We start from the raw sequence: 15,471 nt of genomic DNA on the forward strand, positions 1-15,471 counted from the left end.
TTTTACGTCTTTGCGACCTTCGGGAGCAAAGCAAGATTGTCTTTGTGGCAACAAAGACACATCTTGAATTACATCTCAATCAGATTATTTTATTTATGCTTTAAAATTGTATTTATTAATAGTTATTTCATTTTCTGGATAAAATATTATCATCATCAGATCATATCTTTTGAGCAATCCACCATCCATTTACGTCTTTAAAATTCTCGTATAAATTTGACCTGTCGGTACATTTTGACTGATGTCGCATTATCAATTTAACTGCACTTTTTCCTGCATTATCATTGTCCAGATAGAGCGAAACGGTGTCATAGGTGTCAAACATTTTAACCATTCTTTCCAAAAAGCCTAAAGAGTTTAATATCAAAAGATCACAGTCTTCCATTAAATGCTTGTCCCGCTCCATCAGGCTCAACATATCGAACATTCCCTCGGTGACGATCAGCCTACTGTTTCCGTTCTGGAGGTGGGTGACGTCTTTTGGGGAACTGGAATTCTTATAGTATTTGTTGCGCAGTTCCCAACCTCCGGAATTGTTCGCTAATCCCAGGGCGAAAAACATCTTGTCCTTAAACCTATAGTGGACTTCCTTGCATAGGTTTCTGGCAGTCAAGATGGAAATCCCCCTTTTCATTACGTATTCCCCTAGCGCAAAATGGCCCAGTACCTTAATATATTTTATCTCGATCTTATCCTGTTTATCCTCTTCAAAAAGGGGCTGTTGAAAAGAAAAAGAGATTTGGCCGTTTTGTAGCCAATCCAATGCTTCCCTTACCGATGAGTTGTTGACCAGGCAAATCAGGTCGATTATATTTCCCCCTTTCCCTATTCCGTGGTCGTACCAACGGTTCAGTTTCTTGGATACCTTAAAAGAGGCTTGGGTTTCTGAGCGGAACGGACTCAGGAACCAAGCTTCTTTATTAGATTCCTTTGTTCGAAAGTGCCCTAGTTTTGCCAACGCTTTTTCGATGGGAAAAGCTCGGGCTCTTTCACACGTCAGCTTAATAATTCTTTCTTTTTTCATCAGTTAATTCTTTTTTTCGTTTTTCTCTTACCTTCTTACCTAAATCAATGTTTATAAGGGTCGATCGCTTAGGAGGGATGTTTTTTTGATCTTACCCTTCTTACCCTAAAAGGTAGGATAGGTAATACCTAGGTAACTTGGGGTTAATGTATCTTACCTATGGTAGCTCCCGCAGTTAGGGCGGTCGTGGTCCGTTAGGTAAGTAGGTAGGTGCAATGGCACTTTTCTACTGTTCCAATTCCCAAGGGCTCTTTGCAAATACCGATTTGGCCAGGTACCCATACACCTGTCGCTTGGGATGTTTCACTCGTTGGAAGTTGAACCCCGATAAGGCGCGCCCAAGGTTTATTTGGTTAAGTCTTACGTTTAAGCTACTTAGCTTGACCAATACATCCGAGGCGGTCACAAAGTCGTTGATATCATTCGACTTTTCAAAGTATTTAGAAACAAGTTCTTCCTCGGTAGTCAATTTGGTATATTTCTTATTGCGTTCTTCGTTCTCCATAATATCCGTTAACGTAAGTTCTGGATTAAATCTGGGGTCATAATATGCGAGGTGGTAGGCCTGTATCCAGACGTTCTTGATCTCGATTTCCTTGGAGTAGGAGAAATCTATTTTATCCTTGAGCTCAAAGCACAACCAGCGTACGGATCCTGTCTCATCGTTTAGAAAGGAGGACATGTTGGTTGAGCCCAAAAAGGAGCAGATCCTGGGGAGGGTAGTGTTCTTTCGGTCATAGGGCAGGCGTTCATTGATAAAGGTCTTTGAGAAAAATGATTTTAGGGCATTCACGTCCTTTTTGGTCAATACGGCCAATTCGTCCAGGTTGTACAGAAAGTTGCGGCACAATTGGATGCGGGCATCCTTATCATTACTGATATCCTCTGCCATATAATCGGCCAATTCTGGGGGACAAATAAACCGACACCAGGTAGATTTCCCTGAGCTTTGACCCTTATGGCTTATAATCAATGCTTGTTTGTTGAAGTAGCCCGGTTCCAGTGCGCATTTTATGGCACGGACCAACCATTTTTTTAAATGGTAAAGAAAAGCCTCATCATCATAGGTGGGGACGTAGGATGCCAATTTTTGTATGTGATCCTCCCCTTCCCATTTGGGAAGGGATTTAAAATAAGCCTTGATTGGATTGTATTTGGGAATGAGTTCCGACCGGATCAAGATTTCAAGTTTCCCGGTACTGATCTCGACACCTGCTTTGGCTAGTTCAATAATCAGGGAATTGAGATTCAGATAGGACCATTCAGCTCGTTTCTTGAATGATATCTGGAAATCATGGGATATCTCATTGTACATGATATCGTACTTCCCTCCCAAGTATTCAATGGTATAATCGTAGACAGTCTTTTTCTTGGCATCCTTTACCTTGTAAAGTTGATCGCCCCGGTCACCGACTATCATCCCCTTCTATTTTGGGTCGGATATCCCACCTCCTCCTCTACGGTTTTGGCCTTGGGTATACGGCCATTTTGAAGTAGCCAATCGTTCAGCCTTCTTCTTTCAAAGAAGATCATTTTTCCGTTGGGCTTAGAGTGGGGAATGTTTCCCGAGGAAGTCAGTTTGTAAAGATAACTTCTCGATATTCCGGTATAGTCACAGGTTTCCTCAAAAGTCAATACCTCTTTATGGGCCGTTAGCAGTTTTTCCAAACGATCAAGTCGTTCCAGGATTAATAAATTGTCCATTTGTTTCTTTTTTAGGGTTACAGAATGAACAAAAGCGCTTTTGTTTACCTACAGTTTTGTAGTTGGGATAAATGTATAAAAAAGGGCAAGTGAGGAAAGTAGGAAATGCAAATAGTTATTCACAACTAATTGAATTACAACAAATTAAACCAAAACACAACAAATATTATTGCATATGGAGTTCCTTAATTTTATTTGAATTCATTTGATATCAAATGGCAACAACTAATATCTGTGGAAAAAAGTCGATTTATAGGGGATTTTATAGTTATTAACAATTAAAATCCAATGAAGAAGTAAATACGAGCCCAAAAAACGCAGATTTATTTTTCTACATTACTGCAATTGTAATAATACACTGTTGCTTTTTATGAATAATCTTCTGAGGATTTAAAATTAGTAATATGCAACCGATATATTAAGGATTCATAAATTTGGATATTTTCTGCATTGTGATTATAGGGTTAGCTCCTTCGCTGTTAGCCACCATGGCCCCGACAGCGCAACCAAAATTGATAGCGGCTTGAGGGTCTTCACCAGTAAACAACTTATAAATTACAGAGGCCAAAAAAGAATCACCAGAACCTACAGTATCAAGAACCTTAACCCTATAACCACTATTATAATAAAAGATCTTTCGGTGATATAGGACTGCACCGTAGGCGCCTTTGGTAACACAAATGGTTTCCGTTTGGGTTTTTTCGGCAACAAAGGCTATGGTCTGCTCCATAGAATTGTACTTAGAATCAAGATATCCAGCCACTTCGTACAATTCATCATCATTAAATTTCACAAAATTGGCGGGTTGCAATAATTCCAAGAGCAGTTCTTTGTTGTAATGTGGTGCTCTCAAATTAACATCAAAAACCTTGTATTGAGCAACTTCCAAAAGTTGCTTTAAGGTTGTACGTGAAGTATTATCCCTACAGGCTAAACTACCGTAAATAAAGATGTCCGATATCTTTAATTGGCTTACATAAAATTTCCTTGGCAAAATTTTATCCCAAGCAACCGGGTAGGCAATATCATAAGATGCCACCCCTTTATCATTTAAGACAACATTTACCTGTCCAGTCCCATAATTGGGACTAATCTGTATTCCATCCGTATTGACACCAGAATTGTCTAAATAGTTAATAATTTTATTCCCCTCCCTATCATCACCTACGCTACTTATCATGGATACTTCTACCCCATATGATTGTAATCGTAAAGAGACGTTCAATGGTGCTCCTCCAATCTTCGAATGAGTTGGGAAATTGTCAAATAAAACTTCACCGAAACAAATAGCTTTTAATTTTTTCATAATTCAAACTTTAAATAAAAGGCACGGAGATACTACTATCCGTGCCTTTAAAAACTAACTCAAACTAACTCGGACTTAAATTAATATCCAGGATTTTGCGTATAGAGTCCACCTGTAAAATCTATCTCACGTTGTGGAATTGGATAATACTCATCCCTTCCTGCCGTAAAAACTGCACTGGACAAGAAATCTCTTTTTGTTTTTTCCTCGGCCAAATAAGCGTTCAACACTGTTGCTGCCTCACCCCATCTTACCAAATCAAAGAAACGTGGTCCTTCCATACCAAATTCCAATCTCCTTTCGAATTTCAAGGCTTTCCAGGCATAGTCCTTATCAGGGAAGGTCGTGTACTGTTGAATGTTATAAATATCCGTTGCACCAGCATCGATCTGTCGTTGGGTACTTATCGCTGCACGTGCTCTAACCTGATTGATCAAGGGTAAAGCTTCATCCCAACGATCCAATTGTATCAAGGCTTCCGCCTTGAACAGCAAAATATCCGCGTACCTTATAAAATCAACATTCTTTGAAGTACCAACAAACGGTCCTTCCTTAACATAACAGGAACAATCGGGAGCCTGTTGCTCCTTCATATTTCCGAAATAGCCATAAACGCCTGGATCCCTGGCCCAACTAAAGTTATATACCATATCGCCGGCAGCATCCACAGTATTTCTGTATTTAAAAGGTCTTCCTGGGATTCCCACGGTATGATCCAATCTGGGATCTACTGTTAATCCAGCAGATGGAGTTACAGTTCCGTCTTCATTGACGGTTGTGAAAATATCCGTATCATTGAAACTGTCCAATAATGGCAAACCGGCGACATCGGTCTTAAAGGCATTTACCATATTCTGACTGGCCAGATGAAAGCCACAACATCCGTACAGTGCCGATCCATGAGGCGAATTAAGTCCAGTCACAAAACTTACTCTACTTACCTTTGTTCCGTCATTTATAGAAAACTGTGCTGCCCAAATTGATTCTGGGCCGTTATCAAAACCATCCAAAAAGTTATTTCCATAGTCCCCCTCCAAACTTGAAGTAACTTCATCCGCATAATCTATTACTTCCTGTAGTCGCGCAGGATTAATAGCGGTTACCTGGTGTTGGTCATTTTGCTCATAGGCCTGATATAGCCTAAGTTTTGCCATATATGCCGCTGCTGCATTCCTATCTGCCCGACCTACTTCGTCCTGCGATTGGGGAAGATTGTTATATGCGAAAATAAAATCCTCCGCTATAGTGTTCCACAATTCATCGTTGGACACATCATTGGAAATGGCAGCCGTCTCTTCTTGAGACAAACCTTCTATGATATATGGAATTTTTTTGAACAAAAGCTTCAACATAAAATGTGAATGTGCTCTCAAAAATCTAAGTTCGGCCTGCCTTAAGGTCTTATTGGGATATTCCGCATCTGGGATATCATTGATCACGGTCAACGCAAAATTAGCCCTTGAAATAGCCTTGTAATAGTTGGTCCAAGTTCTTGGCGCCATCCAATCCCCATAATCCGGAATTGTTAAATTGTATTGCTCATAGCGATCTACTACATCCACATCGCTTCGGCCTCCACCACCTTTATAGGCATCATCCGAGCGCACACTTCCGTATACCCATTGGTGAGTCAAGGGTCCGATCATTTCATCGTTGGCAATCCCAGCATAGGCGGCAACTACCAATGCCTCTGCGTTATCTGCTGTAGCTACATTTTCATTGGAAAGCACTCCCTCTGGTTCATATTCCAAAAAGTCCTTGTCACAAGAGGTCAAAAACAACGTAAACAGCACCCCAATTATATATATTTTATTTCTTTTCATGATTTTCATTTTTTAAAAGTTCAAATTAAGTCCCAACGAAAGCACAGTCGGCACAGGAATATTGTCGACAGTAGTACGCTCTGGATCCGATCCTATATAATCCTTTGGAGTAAACCAAAAGAGGTTCTCTCCTTGAAAATAGACCCTTAGTCCAGTCATCCCCCATAATTTATTGATCACCTCCTCAGGTAAAGAATACCCTATTTGTAAGTTTCTGATTTTGAAATAGGAATTCTTTCTAAATAAATAATCTGATGTTCTTTGATCGTTGAAAGCCAATGACAGAGACGGTATGTCAGTATTGGTATTCGTTGGAGTCCAAGCATTGAGAACCCCTAGACCGGCATTCTCCCTCCCTTGGGTAAAATTATTCCAAAATATATAAGGATCTTGACCAATTCTTCCCGCTACACCCGAACCAAAAATGGAAAAATCGAAGTTTTTATATCCTAGGTCAATCCTAATACCATATTCTAAGTCCGGCAAGGTATTCCCAATGAAATCACGGTCATCGGAATCTATTACATTATCTCCGTTAAGGTCCTGAAATTTCAACCCTCCAGGCCTGGCACCGACCTGTGCTGGACTCGCATCAATGTCCGCCTGACTTTGGAACAGACCATCCGTTTTATAACCAAAGATGGAAAATTGTGACTGACCTAGGATAGAATTCTCTGCCGTTCCGGGAAAACCTGCCCTAACTTCTTCGGGCAAAAAGGTTATCTCGTCTTTGAAAGCTCCAAAATTAGTAGATACCGCCATTGAAAATCCACTATCCCACATTTTGGAATAGGCCACCGAAAGCTCCCATCCTTTTGTTTCTGTGGTAGCCCCATTAAGAACACGCTGTTGTCCTTCGCCAATGACTGAGGCGATTGGAGGTGTAATCAAGATGTCACTGGTTTCTCTGGTAAAGTAATCGAAAGTTCCTACTACTGCATTGTTAAAAAGCCCAAAGTCTACACCAAAGTTAAATTCCTTGGTAGTTTCCCACTTAAGCGCCGGGTTCGCAGCTTGAATGGAAACAAATCCTGAAGGTAAGGTTCCCCCGTTATTACCTCCTAAATCATATGCTGTTCCAACATTATAATACTGGTTGAAAAAATCAGGAATAAATTGATCTTGGTTGGGACCATATCTTGATTCGTAAAGACCAAATCTGGCCAGGTCACCAATAGATTGGTTACCAACTTCACCGTATCCTGCACGGAATTTTAAATCCGAAACCGCACCTTCATCATTGAAAAAATCTTCCCTGCTAACTCTCCAACCCAGAGTTGCGGCCGGGAAAACACCATACCTGTTTTCTTCACCAAATCGGGAGGAACCATCCCTACGAACGGTAACAGAGGCTAAATACTTATCTGCAAAAGCATAATTTAATTTTCCAAACTGGGACAACAGACTACTTCCACTGGAACGTCCAGTATTTGTCCTAGCGCCAGTAGCCGCATCCAATACAAAATAAGACTCGGTCTCTACCGCAAAGCCATCGGCGATGGCCGTAACCGAATCAAAATCATTTTTAATGGATTCTGCTCCCACCAACAGGCCAAAACGATGATCGCCCAATTCCAAATTATAATTTAAGGTATTGGTAAAGACAACACTGGTAAATTTGTTGGTATCCAATATCAACCTATTATTACTCCTGTTTACAAAACCATTGGCTACCCTAGGCTCAATGTCCTTGCGCTTATAGTCGCCAAAATCAAGTCCAATACTCGTTCTAAAAGTTAAATTGTCCAATATCTGTAATTCGGCAAATACATTTCCGAAAATATTGGTCCTTTCCGTATTGTCCCATCTATTTAAGTATTGCATTAGAACCGGATTGTTACGATCCGAGTAACCAGCTCCCAAAGGCCCACCATAATTACCATTACTGTCAAACAAAGGTATAGTAGGCGCCAAGCTAATTGCCAATGCCGGAGTTGGGGCGCTACCAATATCAGTAGAGGCCAATGTTTCATCAGAGCTAGTAAAAGCTGTATTTAGGCCGATCTTCAATTTATCATTGAACAATTTGAAATTGGAATTCAATTTCCCTGAAAATCTTTCGTATCCTGTATGTTTTAGAATCCCGGTATTCTTAAGATGTCCCATATTGATAAGATGAAAGGATTTGTCCGTTCCTCCTGAAATGGAAACTTCATTATTGTACACATAACCTGTTTCATAGGCTTCCTTCTGCCAATCCGTATCACCTGCAGGTACATTGGCATCCCCGCCAACAAAGGGCTGTAGCGTTACACTGTTTAGTACCGGATTATTAAAGTCCCCATTCCAATCAAAATTATAGATTTCCCCATAACCCCCAGCTGGATCGGCACCATCATTGACGGATGCCCTCCATAATGCTTCACCCCTTTGTAGGGAATTGAGCATATCATAACGCTGCTTTTTTTCGGATTGTACGGAAATGTTAGAATTTACACTTACCTTATATTTCTCTTCCCCACCAGCTTTGGTGCTGTTCTTGGTGGTTACGATAATAACGCCATTACCTGCCCTGGAACCATAAATGGAAGAAGCGGATGCATCTTTCAAAACCTGAACAGATTCAATAGTACTGGGATTAAGTCCCGAAAAAACTTCTTGCCGAACTGTTGGCACCCCATCTATTACATACAAGGGGTCGTTGTTTCCCAAGGTGGTAACCCCCCTAATTAGAATTCTGCTACTGGTACCATTAGGGTTACCCGACTTTTCAACAAAAAGACCAGGCACCCTTCCCTGTAAAGCCTGCATGGCATTACCCGAGCTTAAACTTTGACCTTCCACAGGACCAAGTTCCACTACGGTTATAGCCCCGGTTAAGTCGGCCTTTCGTTCTGTGGTATAGCCCGTTAGAACAACCTCGTCCAACATTTGTGCATCAGGCTGCAATACAATATTGAAGATAGACTGTCCATTTACGGGAATCTCCATCTTTAAAAAGCCAACATAACTTATTGAAAGTGTTGCGTCCGAAGGCACTTGATCAAGGGAAAAGTTACCGTCAAAATCCGTGGTTGTACCATTGGTGGTGCCGGCCACTACCACAGAGGCCCCTGGCAACGGCATTCCATCATCCTGGGAGGTCACAGTACCTTTTATCTGTTCCTGGGCCAATAGCCCTAAAGGAACAAACGTCATTAGTAATAATAAGAGTTTCAGTTTCATAATTGAGTTGTATTTAGTTAATATTAAGTTCATTTACTTCTATACTATCAAGAACAAAATCTTGATTTACCGTCTCTACCGAAAGCGTCTCGTACGGGGCATTGGGAAAGAAAATTTCCGTCATTACCGTTGACCCTTCATCAAAAAATAATTCTATCGATGTCTTGTCCAAGAGAATGGTTCCAGACAGCTTTTCATTACTGGAAATTCGATTTGCAATACTTTTCTTATTCGAGAAAGTATCGGAAAAACCTGTTTTACCTGACTTATTGCGATCGATAAAAAAAGTATTATCGATACCGTTGAATCCAAAGGACAAATCGTCCCCCTCTTTGTTGGAAAGTTTAAAAGTGAAGCTATCCTTTTTTATATCTGAAATATTGAAGGTGATTGCAGCACGTGAAAGATTTATCTTTTCTGAATTTATGAGTTCCAATTCTCCATCAACCATAATATTCTCTTTCTTATACTTTACACCTTTATAGGCCTCAATTTCATCAACAGGGTCAAACGCCAATCTATAGGATTGGGTGTCTTTGATTAATTTTATCTCCCTTGCTACGGTCATGGCACTACGCCAGGTTTCAGTTGGGACTTCATTAGCATATTCCCAATTGGACATCCAGCCCATATAAAATTTACCTCCATCCTTAGAGGTTATATTGGAAAAGGTAACACCTGCATAATTATCCTTCCCAAAATCTATCCAATGGTTTTGACCCTTGTTTAGGTCCGCTTCAAAATCCTTATCCATGGTGAATTTTGTACCATCAAAATCACCAATAAAATATTGTGTGGCACTACCTCCATTTGGACCACCTGGATTAACACTTACATAAAGCACCCATTTGTTTTTATCCGTACCCTCTTCAGGAAGAGGGAAAAGATCTGGGCATTCCCATACCCCACCGTGTGTTCCAATCTCTCTATTCAAATCCGCTCCGAAATCCGATAACAGCTCCCAGCTCTTAAGATCTTTGGAGCCATAAAACATCACTTTGTCTTGTGCAGCTAAGACCATGACCCATTTTTTATGTTCTTCATTCCAGGATACCTTGGGATCCCTGAAATCCCTAATTCCAGGATTCTCTATGACGGGGTTTCCCGAATACTTAGTCCAAGTAAGCCCCTCATCCAAGGAATAGGCAATTGCCTGTGATTCAACATCAATTCCCTTTGCTTTCTCAATTTCCATGTTATGATAAGTAAACATGGCAACTATTGGCACTTGCCCTCCAGCGCCAAAGCCAGAAGTATTTTCCAAATCCACTACCGCACTTCCAGAAAAAATGTAACCCATATCGTCTGGGTATAGTGCAATCGGCTGCTCCTTCCAAACTACCATATCAGTGCTTATTGCGTGCCCCCAATGCATGGGCCCCCATTTATTACCGTCTGGATAATGTTGAAAATACAAATGGTAATATCCATTGTAATGGAACATCCCATTGGGGTCGTTCATCCACCCAACCTTAGGTGTAAAATGAAAATTTGGACGGTATAATTGCTCCTCAGTATTTAGTGTTATTTCACTTTGGGCCGTAATATCCTTGTCTTCCTTCTTGGTTTGATCTTTACAGGCGAAAACTGTGCAAAGGCTTGCCATTGTTACAACTAATTTTAATTTATAATTTTTCATAATTTCAAATAATTGGGTTTAAAAAATTGGACCTATGAATTCTCTTTAATTTTCACTTCCTTTTTAGTATTTGATTTGCTTAAGGATTTGCTCAAAACTTCCAACGAAACCCCCTTAGTTTCTGGCATCATGAAAGCAACAAAAAGCAATTGTAAAAACATCATAAAAGCAAAGAAGGCAAATACAGTTCCCGCACCAATGGTAGTAAACAGCACAGGGATTAGGGAAGGGATAATTGCTGCCAAGACCCAGTGTACGGAACTACCGAAAGACTGACCCGAGCCTCGTAAATGATTGGGAAATATTTCCGAAATAAATACCCATATAACCGTACCCTGCCCTACTGCATGCGCTGCAATGAACAAGAAAAGGAATATAGCTACAGACATACCTTCCCAATCAAAGTAAAAAGCACAAGACACCAATGTCAGAGATACTATATATCCAAAGGATCCTGCATACATCAATTGTTTTCGGCCAAGCCTATCTATTAAAAAAATTCCCAAGAGGGTAAATATTAAATTGATGACCCCGATACCGATACTACTCAATAAGGCAGTACTTTCCCCAAGACCGGCTTCTTCCAGAATTCGAGGCGCATAATACAAGAAGGCATTTATCCCAGATGCTTGATTAAAAAAGGCCATACAAAATGCAAGGACTAATGGGAATCGATATTTCTTCATAAAAATATTCTCGCCGACTACCTTACCCTCATTTTCCTGGTTTATTTCCAACATCAATTTTTCGACATCCTGACCTGGATTTATCACTTGAAGCACACTTCTTGCCTCCTCGGTACGAAACTTGGTCAGAAGCCACCTAGGACTCTGCGGAACGGTCAAAACAAAAAGTGTATATATAACCGCAGGTATGGCCTCGACTCCTAGCATCCATCGCCAGGCATTTTCACCAATTCCACTTAATAGGTAGTTGGAAAAGAAGGCTATCAATATACCAAAGACGATATTAAATTGATACAGACCTACCAATTTACCCCTATCCTTTGCCGGGGCTATTTCCGATATATATGCGGGAGCCGCAATAGTGGACGCACCTACTCCTAATCCGCCCAAAAATCTAAAGAAGGCAAAGGTTATGGGGTCATTTGCAAATGCAGAACCCAAAGCCGATACGGTATAAAAAATTCCTATCCAGAACAAGGTTTTCTTTCTTCCCAACTTATTTGTAGGAATTGCACCCAATAATGCCCCAACAACTGTTCCCCACAAGGCCATGGCCATTACTATGGTACCATGGAACACATCCGAAGAACCCCATAAGATTTGTAATTTCTTGTCAGCTCCTGAAATCACTACCGTGTCAAAACCAAACAAAAATCCAGCCAAAGCTGCAGTAATAGACCAAACCAATATTTTCTTCATATCGCAATTATTAAATACGAAGACTATATTATTACAAATTATTTAGTAGTTATTTTGACAATGTTACAATCTGTTGTGATTTCGTTAACATTGTTAAAAATAATGCCAAGCAACTTATAATCAAATAGTTAAAGAAAATATTTTAACAAATCTAGAATAGGTCAATTACACTGATGTAACCCATAAGTCTAAAATTGATACATAGCGTATGTGTCAATAGTGCAAATTGTATTAAAGTGATTTTTTATATGCTCCAGGAGTAACTCCATATTTGCTTTTAAAGGCAGTGGAAAAGTAATTTGGTGAAGAAAACCCCGTGCTATAGCCTATTTCCGACATGGAATAATCCGTGCTTTCTAGCATTGATTTTGCCCTTTCCAATCTATAATTGGCGATATAATCGCTAACACTTATTCCCAACATAGCCTTGACCTTTCTATACAATTGAACCCTAGAAATACTCAAGGCATCGGCCAAATTTTCCACAGAAAAATTGGCGTTGTCGAGATTGGCCTTAATTTGTTGATTTAGTTGGCGTACAAATAATTGTTCAGGATTCCCAAAGGATTGGGCCTGATCTATTTTATGGATATTATTAGTATAGTAGTATCTTAACTTTTCCCTATTATAAAGTAATGACTTAATGGATTGTGTTAAGATGGAATAATTAAATGGCTTGGTCAAATAAAGATCAGCCCCACACTGTAGTCCTTGTATAAAAGATTCCTTATTGCCCAAGGCAGTTAAGATAATTACTGGAATATGCGAGGTACGCAGATCGTCCTTAAGGATTTCACATATTTCAAATCCATTTTTATCAGGCAGGTTTACATCACATAATATAACGTCTGGAATATGCTCAAACGCCAGTTGGAGCCCATCAGTTCCATCAGACGATATCACCTCATACTCACTACTCAATTTGTTTTTTAGAAAATACGTCAAATCCTTATTATCCTCAATTAAAAGTATGGAATATTTCTCCTCCCCTATATCTTCATCCTGGTCTATGTAGTTATCTTCCAAGTTAATCTCTTCTGACAAATCACTTAATTGAGTATCCACCAATTCTGGATCGATAACAATTTGATCTTCATTGAAATGAGTATTCCCTTTAAAGAGGGTAATTTTAAACTCCGTGCCGTGAAAGGATTTAACTTCAATTCTACCTAAGTGAAGTTCCACAAATTGTTTACTTAAATGCAACCCGACACCTGAACTATTCTTTCTGTTATTGGAGCCCTTAAAAAATGGCGTAAAAACATTTTTCAACTCATTTTCAGGGATTCCTATTCCATTGTCTTTAAAACGAATCTCTACATTACTCCCCTCTAAATTATCTTGTATATCAATATCAATTCTGCCATTTTCTGGAGTAAATTTAAAAGCATTCGACAAAAGGTTAAAGTAGACTTTATCCATTAGGTTTCTATCTATGTATAGGTCCAAATCTTCATTATTAGTAGTAATACTAAATTTTATGCCTCTTTTTTTCGCCTCCCCCTTAAACTCTTTGAAGATGTTGTTGCTAAACTTAAAAATATTAGTTCTTGAAGCCCTTACATTGAACTTTTGGTCCTCTACCTTTCTAAAATCCAATAAATTATTGATTAACCTGAGTAATCGATTGGAGTTATTTTGAATCAACTCCACTTCAAATCCAGTTTTATTTCCTTTTTGCCTGTCCCATTCTCTAAGCGATTCTATAGAACTCATAATTAAAGTGATAGGAGTTTTAAATTCGTGGGATAGTCCTGTAAAAAAATTTAATTTGGCCTCATTACTTTCCTTGACTTCATTGGCAATTTTCTCAATTTGATTTCTTTGGACAGTAATCTTTCTATTGGTAAGCTCCAATTGTCTATTTTTCTTAGAAATCGCAATTTTGGAATATATACTATAAACCGCTAGTCCGAGTATAATTACCAAAAATGCGATAATGATTTTCAGAATATTATTTTGTGAATAATAGAGCTGCTCCTGCATTTTTATGGCAGAAACCTGTGTCTCTATTAAACCTTGTTGTTCATTGATCTTATTAAATTGATTTTGCATTATATCGGCATTAAACCGATCAATCACTGTAGTGGCAAGGATATTATTTACAGGAACAACCTCATTGTTCAAAATTTTCAAAGCTATATTTATTGCTTCATCACCTCCAGTGGGATATAATATAGTGGCGTTTAAAACTCCATCCTTAACCAATTGTATACCTCCGTTGGGTCCATTAAGCCCATCAACTCCGATAATTTTTATTTTTTCCTCCATACCTAAGTTCCTGGCCACTTCCCATGCACCTTTTGCCATTCTATCATTGTGGGCAAAAACAAAATCTACCGGTCCCGTATTTAACAATAGTTCTCGAAAACTATCGGTAATAGATTCCTTCTCCCAATCTCCTTCAATGGTTCCAGAAAATTTTATTTTGGGAAATTTATCCAAAATTTGATGTAGGCCCAGACTCCTTTCCTCCGCAGGAGAGGATCCCGCTAAACCCCTTATTTCTACAACCTTTAATGAATCTTGGACATTGGAGGCTATAATCTTGCCAGCATTTCTACCGACTTCAATATTATCGGCACCAACATATGCAGTGTATTTTTGATCATCGGTTTTCCTATCAACTACCAGAACAGGAATTCCGATATTCATTGCTTCTTCCACTATAGGGGTAATGGGTTTGGATTGAATAGGAGATACGATAATAATATCCACACTGTCCGATATGAATTCCTTTAACTGAGCTATTTGCTGCTGAACATTGTAGTTGGCGTTCGAAATACTTAAAGTAATATTGGAATACAATGATGCCTGTACCTCCATAGAATTATTCATGGACTGCCTCCACTCATCATTGATCATGGCCTGTGAAAATCCAATTCTCACTTCCTTTTTTTTTGGCTGCGTACAGGAGAAAAAAATGGATGTCAAAAATAAAACAGATATGAATATAAACCTATTGGGACTCATAAGATTGAGTTTAGCAGGTAAACTTAACAAAATTTAAAATACTCCTTTAAAACCTCCATATAATTTCAATTGAATAATTACAGAAGTAAGTCAAAATTTAAATTTATGATTTAATCAATTCATGTACTACAAATCTTAAATATAACTTGTGCCTTAGGTCATATAATATTATCTTAAATAACTAAATGTCTAAAATAATTTTTGGTATTTAACGAAAGGTTCCTAAATAATTAGAAAATTGGGGTGAATAAAAGGAGCCAACTATAATACTCCCGGTAAGATTTAATTAATAGGTAAATTCTGTCTAATTAAGTCTCTAAAAAGTACTTTTCTGGATTCAAGAGATAATATTGGAATATATTTTATTAAAAGTATCCTTCGGTCACTTTTAGAATTAAAGTGCAAAAGAAAGATACCTATTCACAATTAGATTATATCCCATTAGAAAACTC

The 15,471-nt window shown here is 38.9% G+C and carries 9 protein-coding genes; all 9 read right to left on the reverse strand.

Annotation, left to right across the window (positions count from 1 at the left end; translation table 11 throughout):
- Positions 1–160 precede the first annotated feature (160 nt).
- Complete coding sequence (locus tag QSE00_RS13800; protein WP_286106387.1) at positions 161–1,024, reverse strand: toprim domain-containing protein; 864 nt, start codon at positions 1,022–1,024, stop codon at positions 161–163.
- A gap of 226 nt (positions 1,025–1,250) precedes the next feature.
- Positions 1,251–2,444, reverse strand: coding sequence for a virulence-associated E family protein (locus QSE00_RS13805; RefSeq protein WP_286106388.1), 1,194 nt, complete (start codon positions 2,442–2,444; stop codon positions 1,251–1,253).
- Positions 2,441–2,728, reverse strand: coding sequence for a helix-turn-helix domain-containing protein (locus tag QSE00_RS13810; protein ID WP_286106389.1), 288 nt, complete (start codon positions 2,726–2,728; stop codon positions 2,441–2,443). The genes QSE00_RS13805 and QSE00_RS13810 overlap by 4 nt, the downstream gene beginning before the upstream one ends.
- 418 nt (positions 2,729–3,146) lie before the next feature.
- A complete protein-coding gene (locus QSE00_RS13815; protein ID WP_286106390.1) occupies positions 3,147–4,034 on the reverse strand; it encodes a carbohydrate kinase family protein in 888 nt (295 codons plus the stop codon).
- A gap of 80 nt (positions 4,035–4,114) precedes the next feature.
- Positions 4,115–5,857 (reverse strand): RagB/SusD family nutrient uptake outer membrane protein, encoded by a 1,743-nt coding sequence (locus tag QSE00_RS13820; RefSeq protein ID WP_286106392.1) that lies wholly within the window; start codon positions 5,855–5,857, stop codon positions 4,115–4,117.
- 12 nt (positions 5,858–5,869) lie between these two features.
- Complete coding sequence (locus QSE00_RS13825) at positions 5,870–9,022, reverse strand: SusC/RagA family TonB-linked outer membrane protein (RefSeq protein ID WP_286106393.1); 3,153 nt, start codon at positions 9,020–9,022, stop codon at positions 5,870–5,872.
- Between the two features lie 13 nt (positions 9,023–9,035).
- Positions 9,036–10,661: a glycoside hydrolase family 32 protein gene (locus QSE00_RS13830; RefSeq protein WP_286106394.1), complete on the reverse strand. Its 1,626-nt coding sequence runs from the start codon at positions 10,659–10,661 to the stop codon at positions 9,036–9,038.
- A 32-nt stretch (positions 10,662–10,693) separates the two neighbouring features.
- Positions 10,694–12,046, reverse strand: coding sequence for a sugar porter family MFS transporter (locus tag QSE00_RS13835; RefSeq protein WP_286106396.1), 1,353 nt, complete (start codon positions 12,044–12,046; stop codon positions 10,694–10,696).
- A gap of 231 nt (positions 12,047–12,277) precedes the next feature.
- Complete coding sequence (locus QSE00_RS13840) at positions 12,278–14,935, reverse strand: substrate-binding domain-containing protein (protein ID WP_286106397.1); 2,658 nt, start codon at positions 14,933–14,935, stop codon at positions 12,278–12,280.
- Positions 14,936–15,471 lie beyond the last annotated feature (536 nt).

Source organism: Arenibacter flavimaris (genome assembly GCF_030291335.1).
Lineage (GTDB): Bacteria > Bacteroidota > Bacteroidia > Flavobacteriales > Flavobacteriaceae > Arenibacter.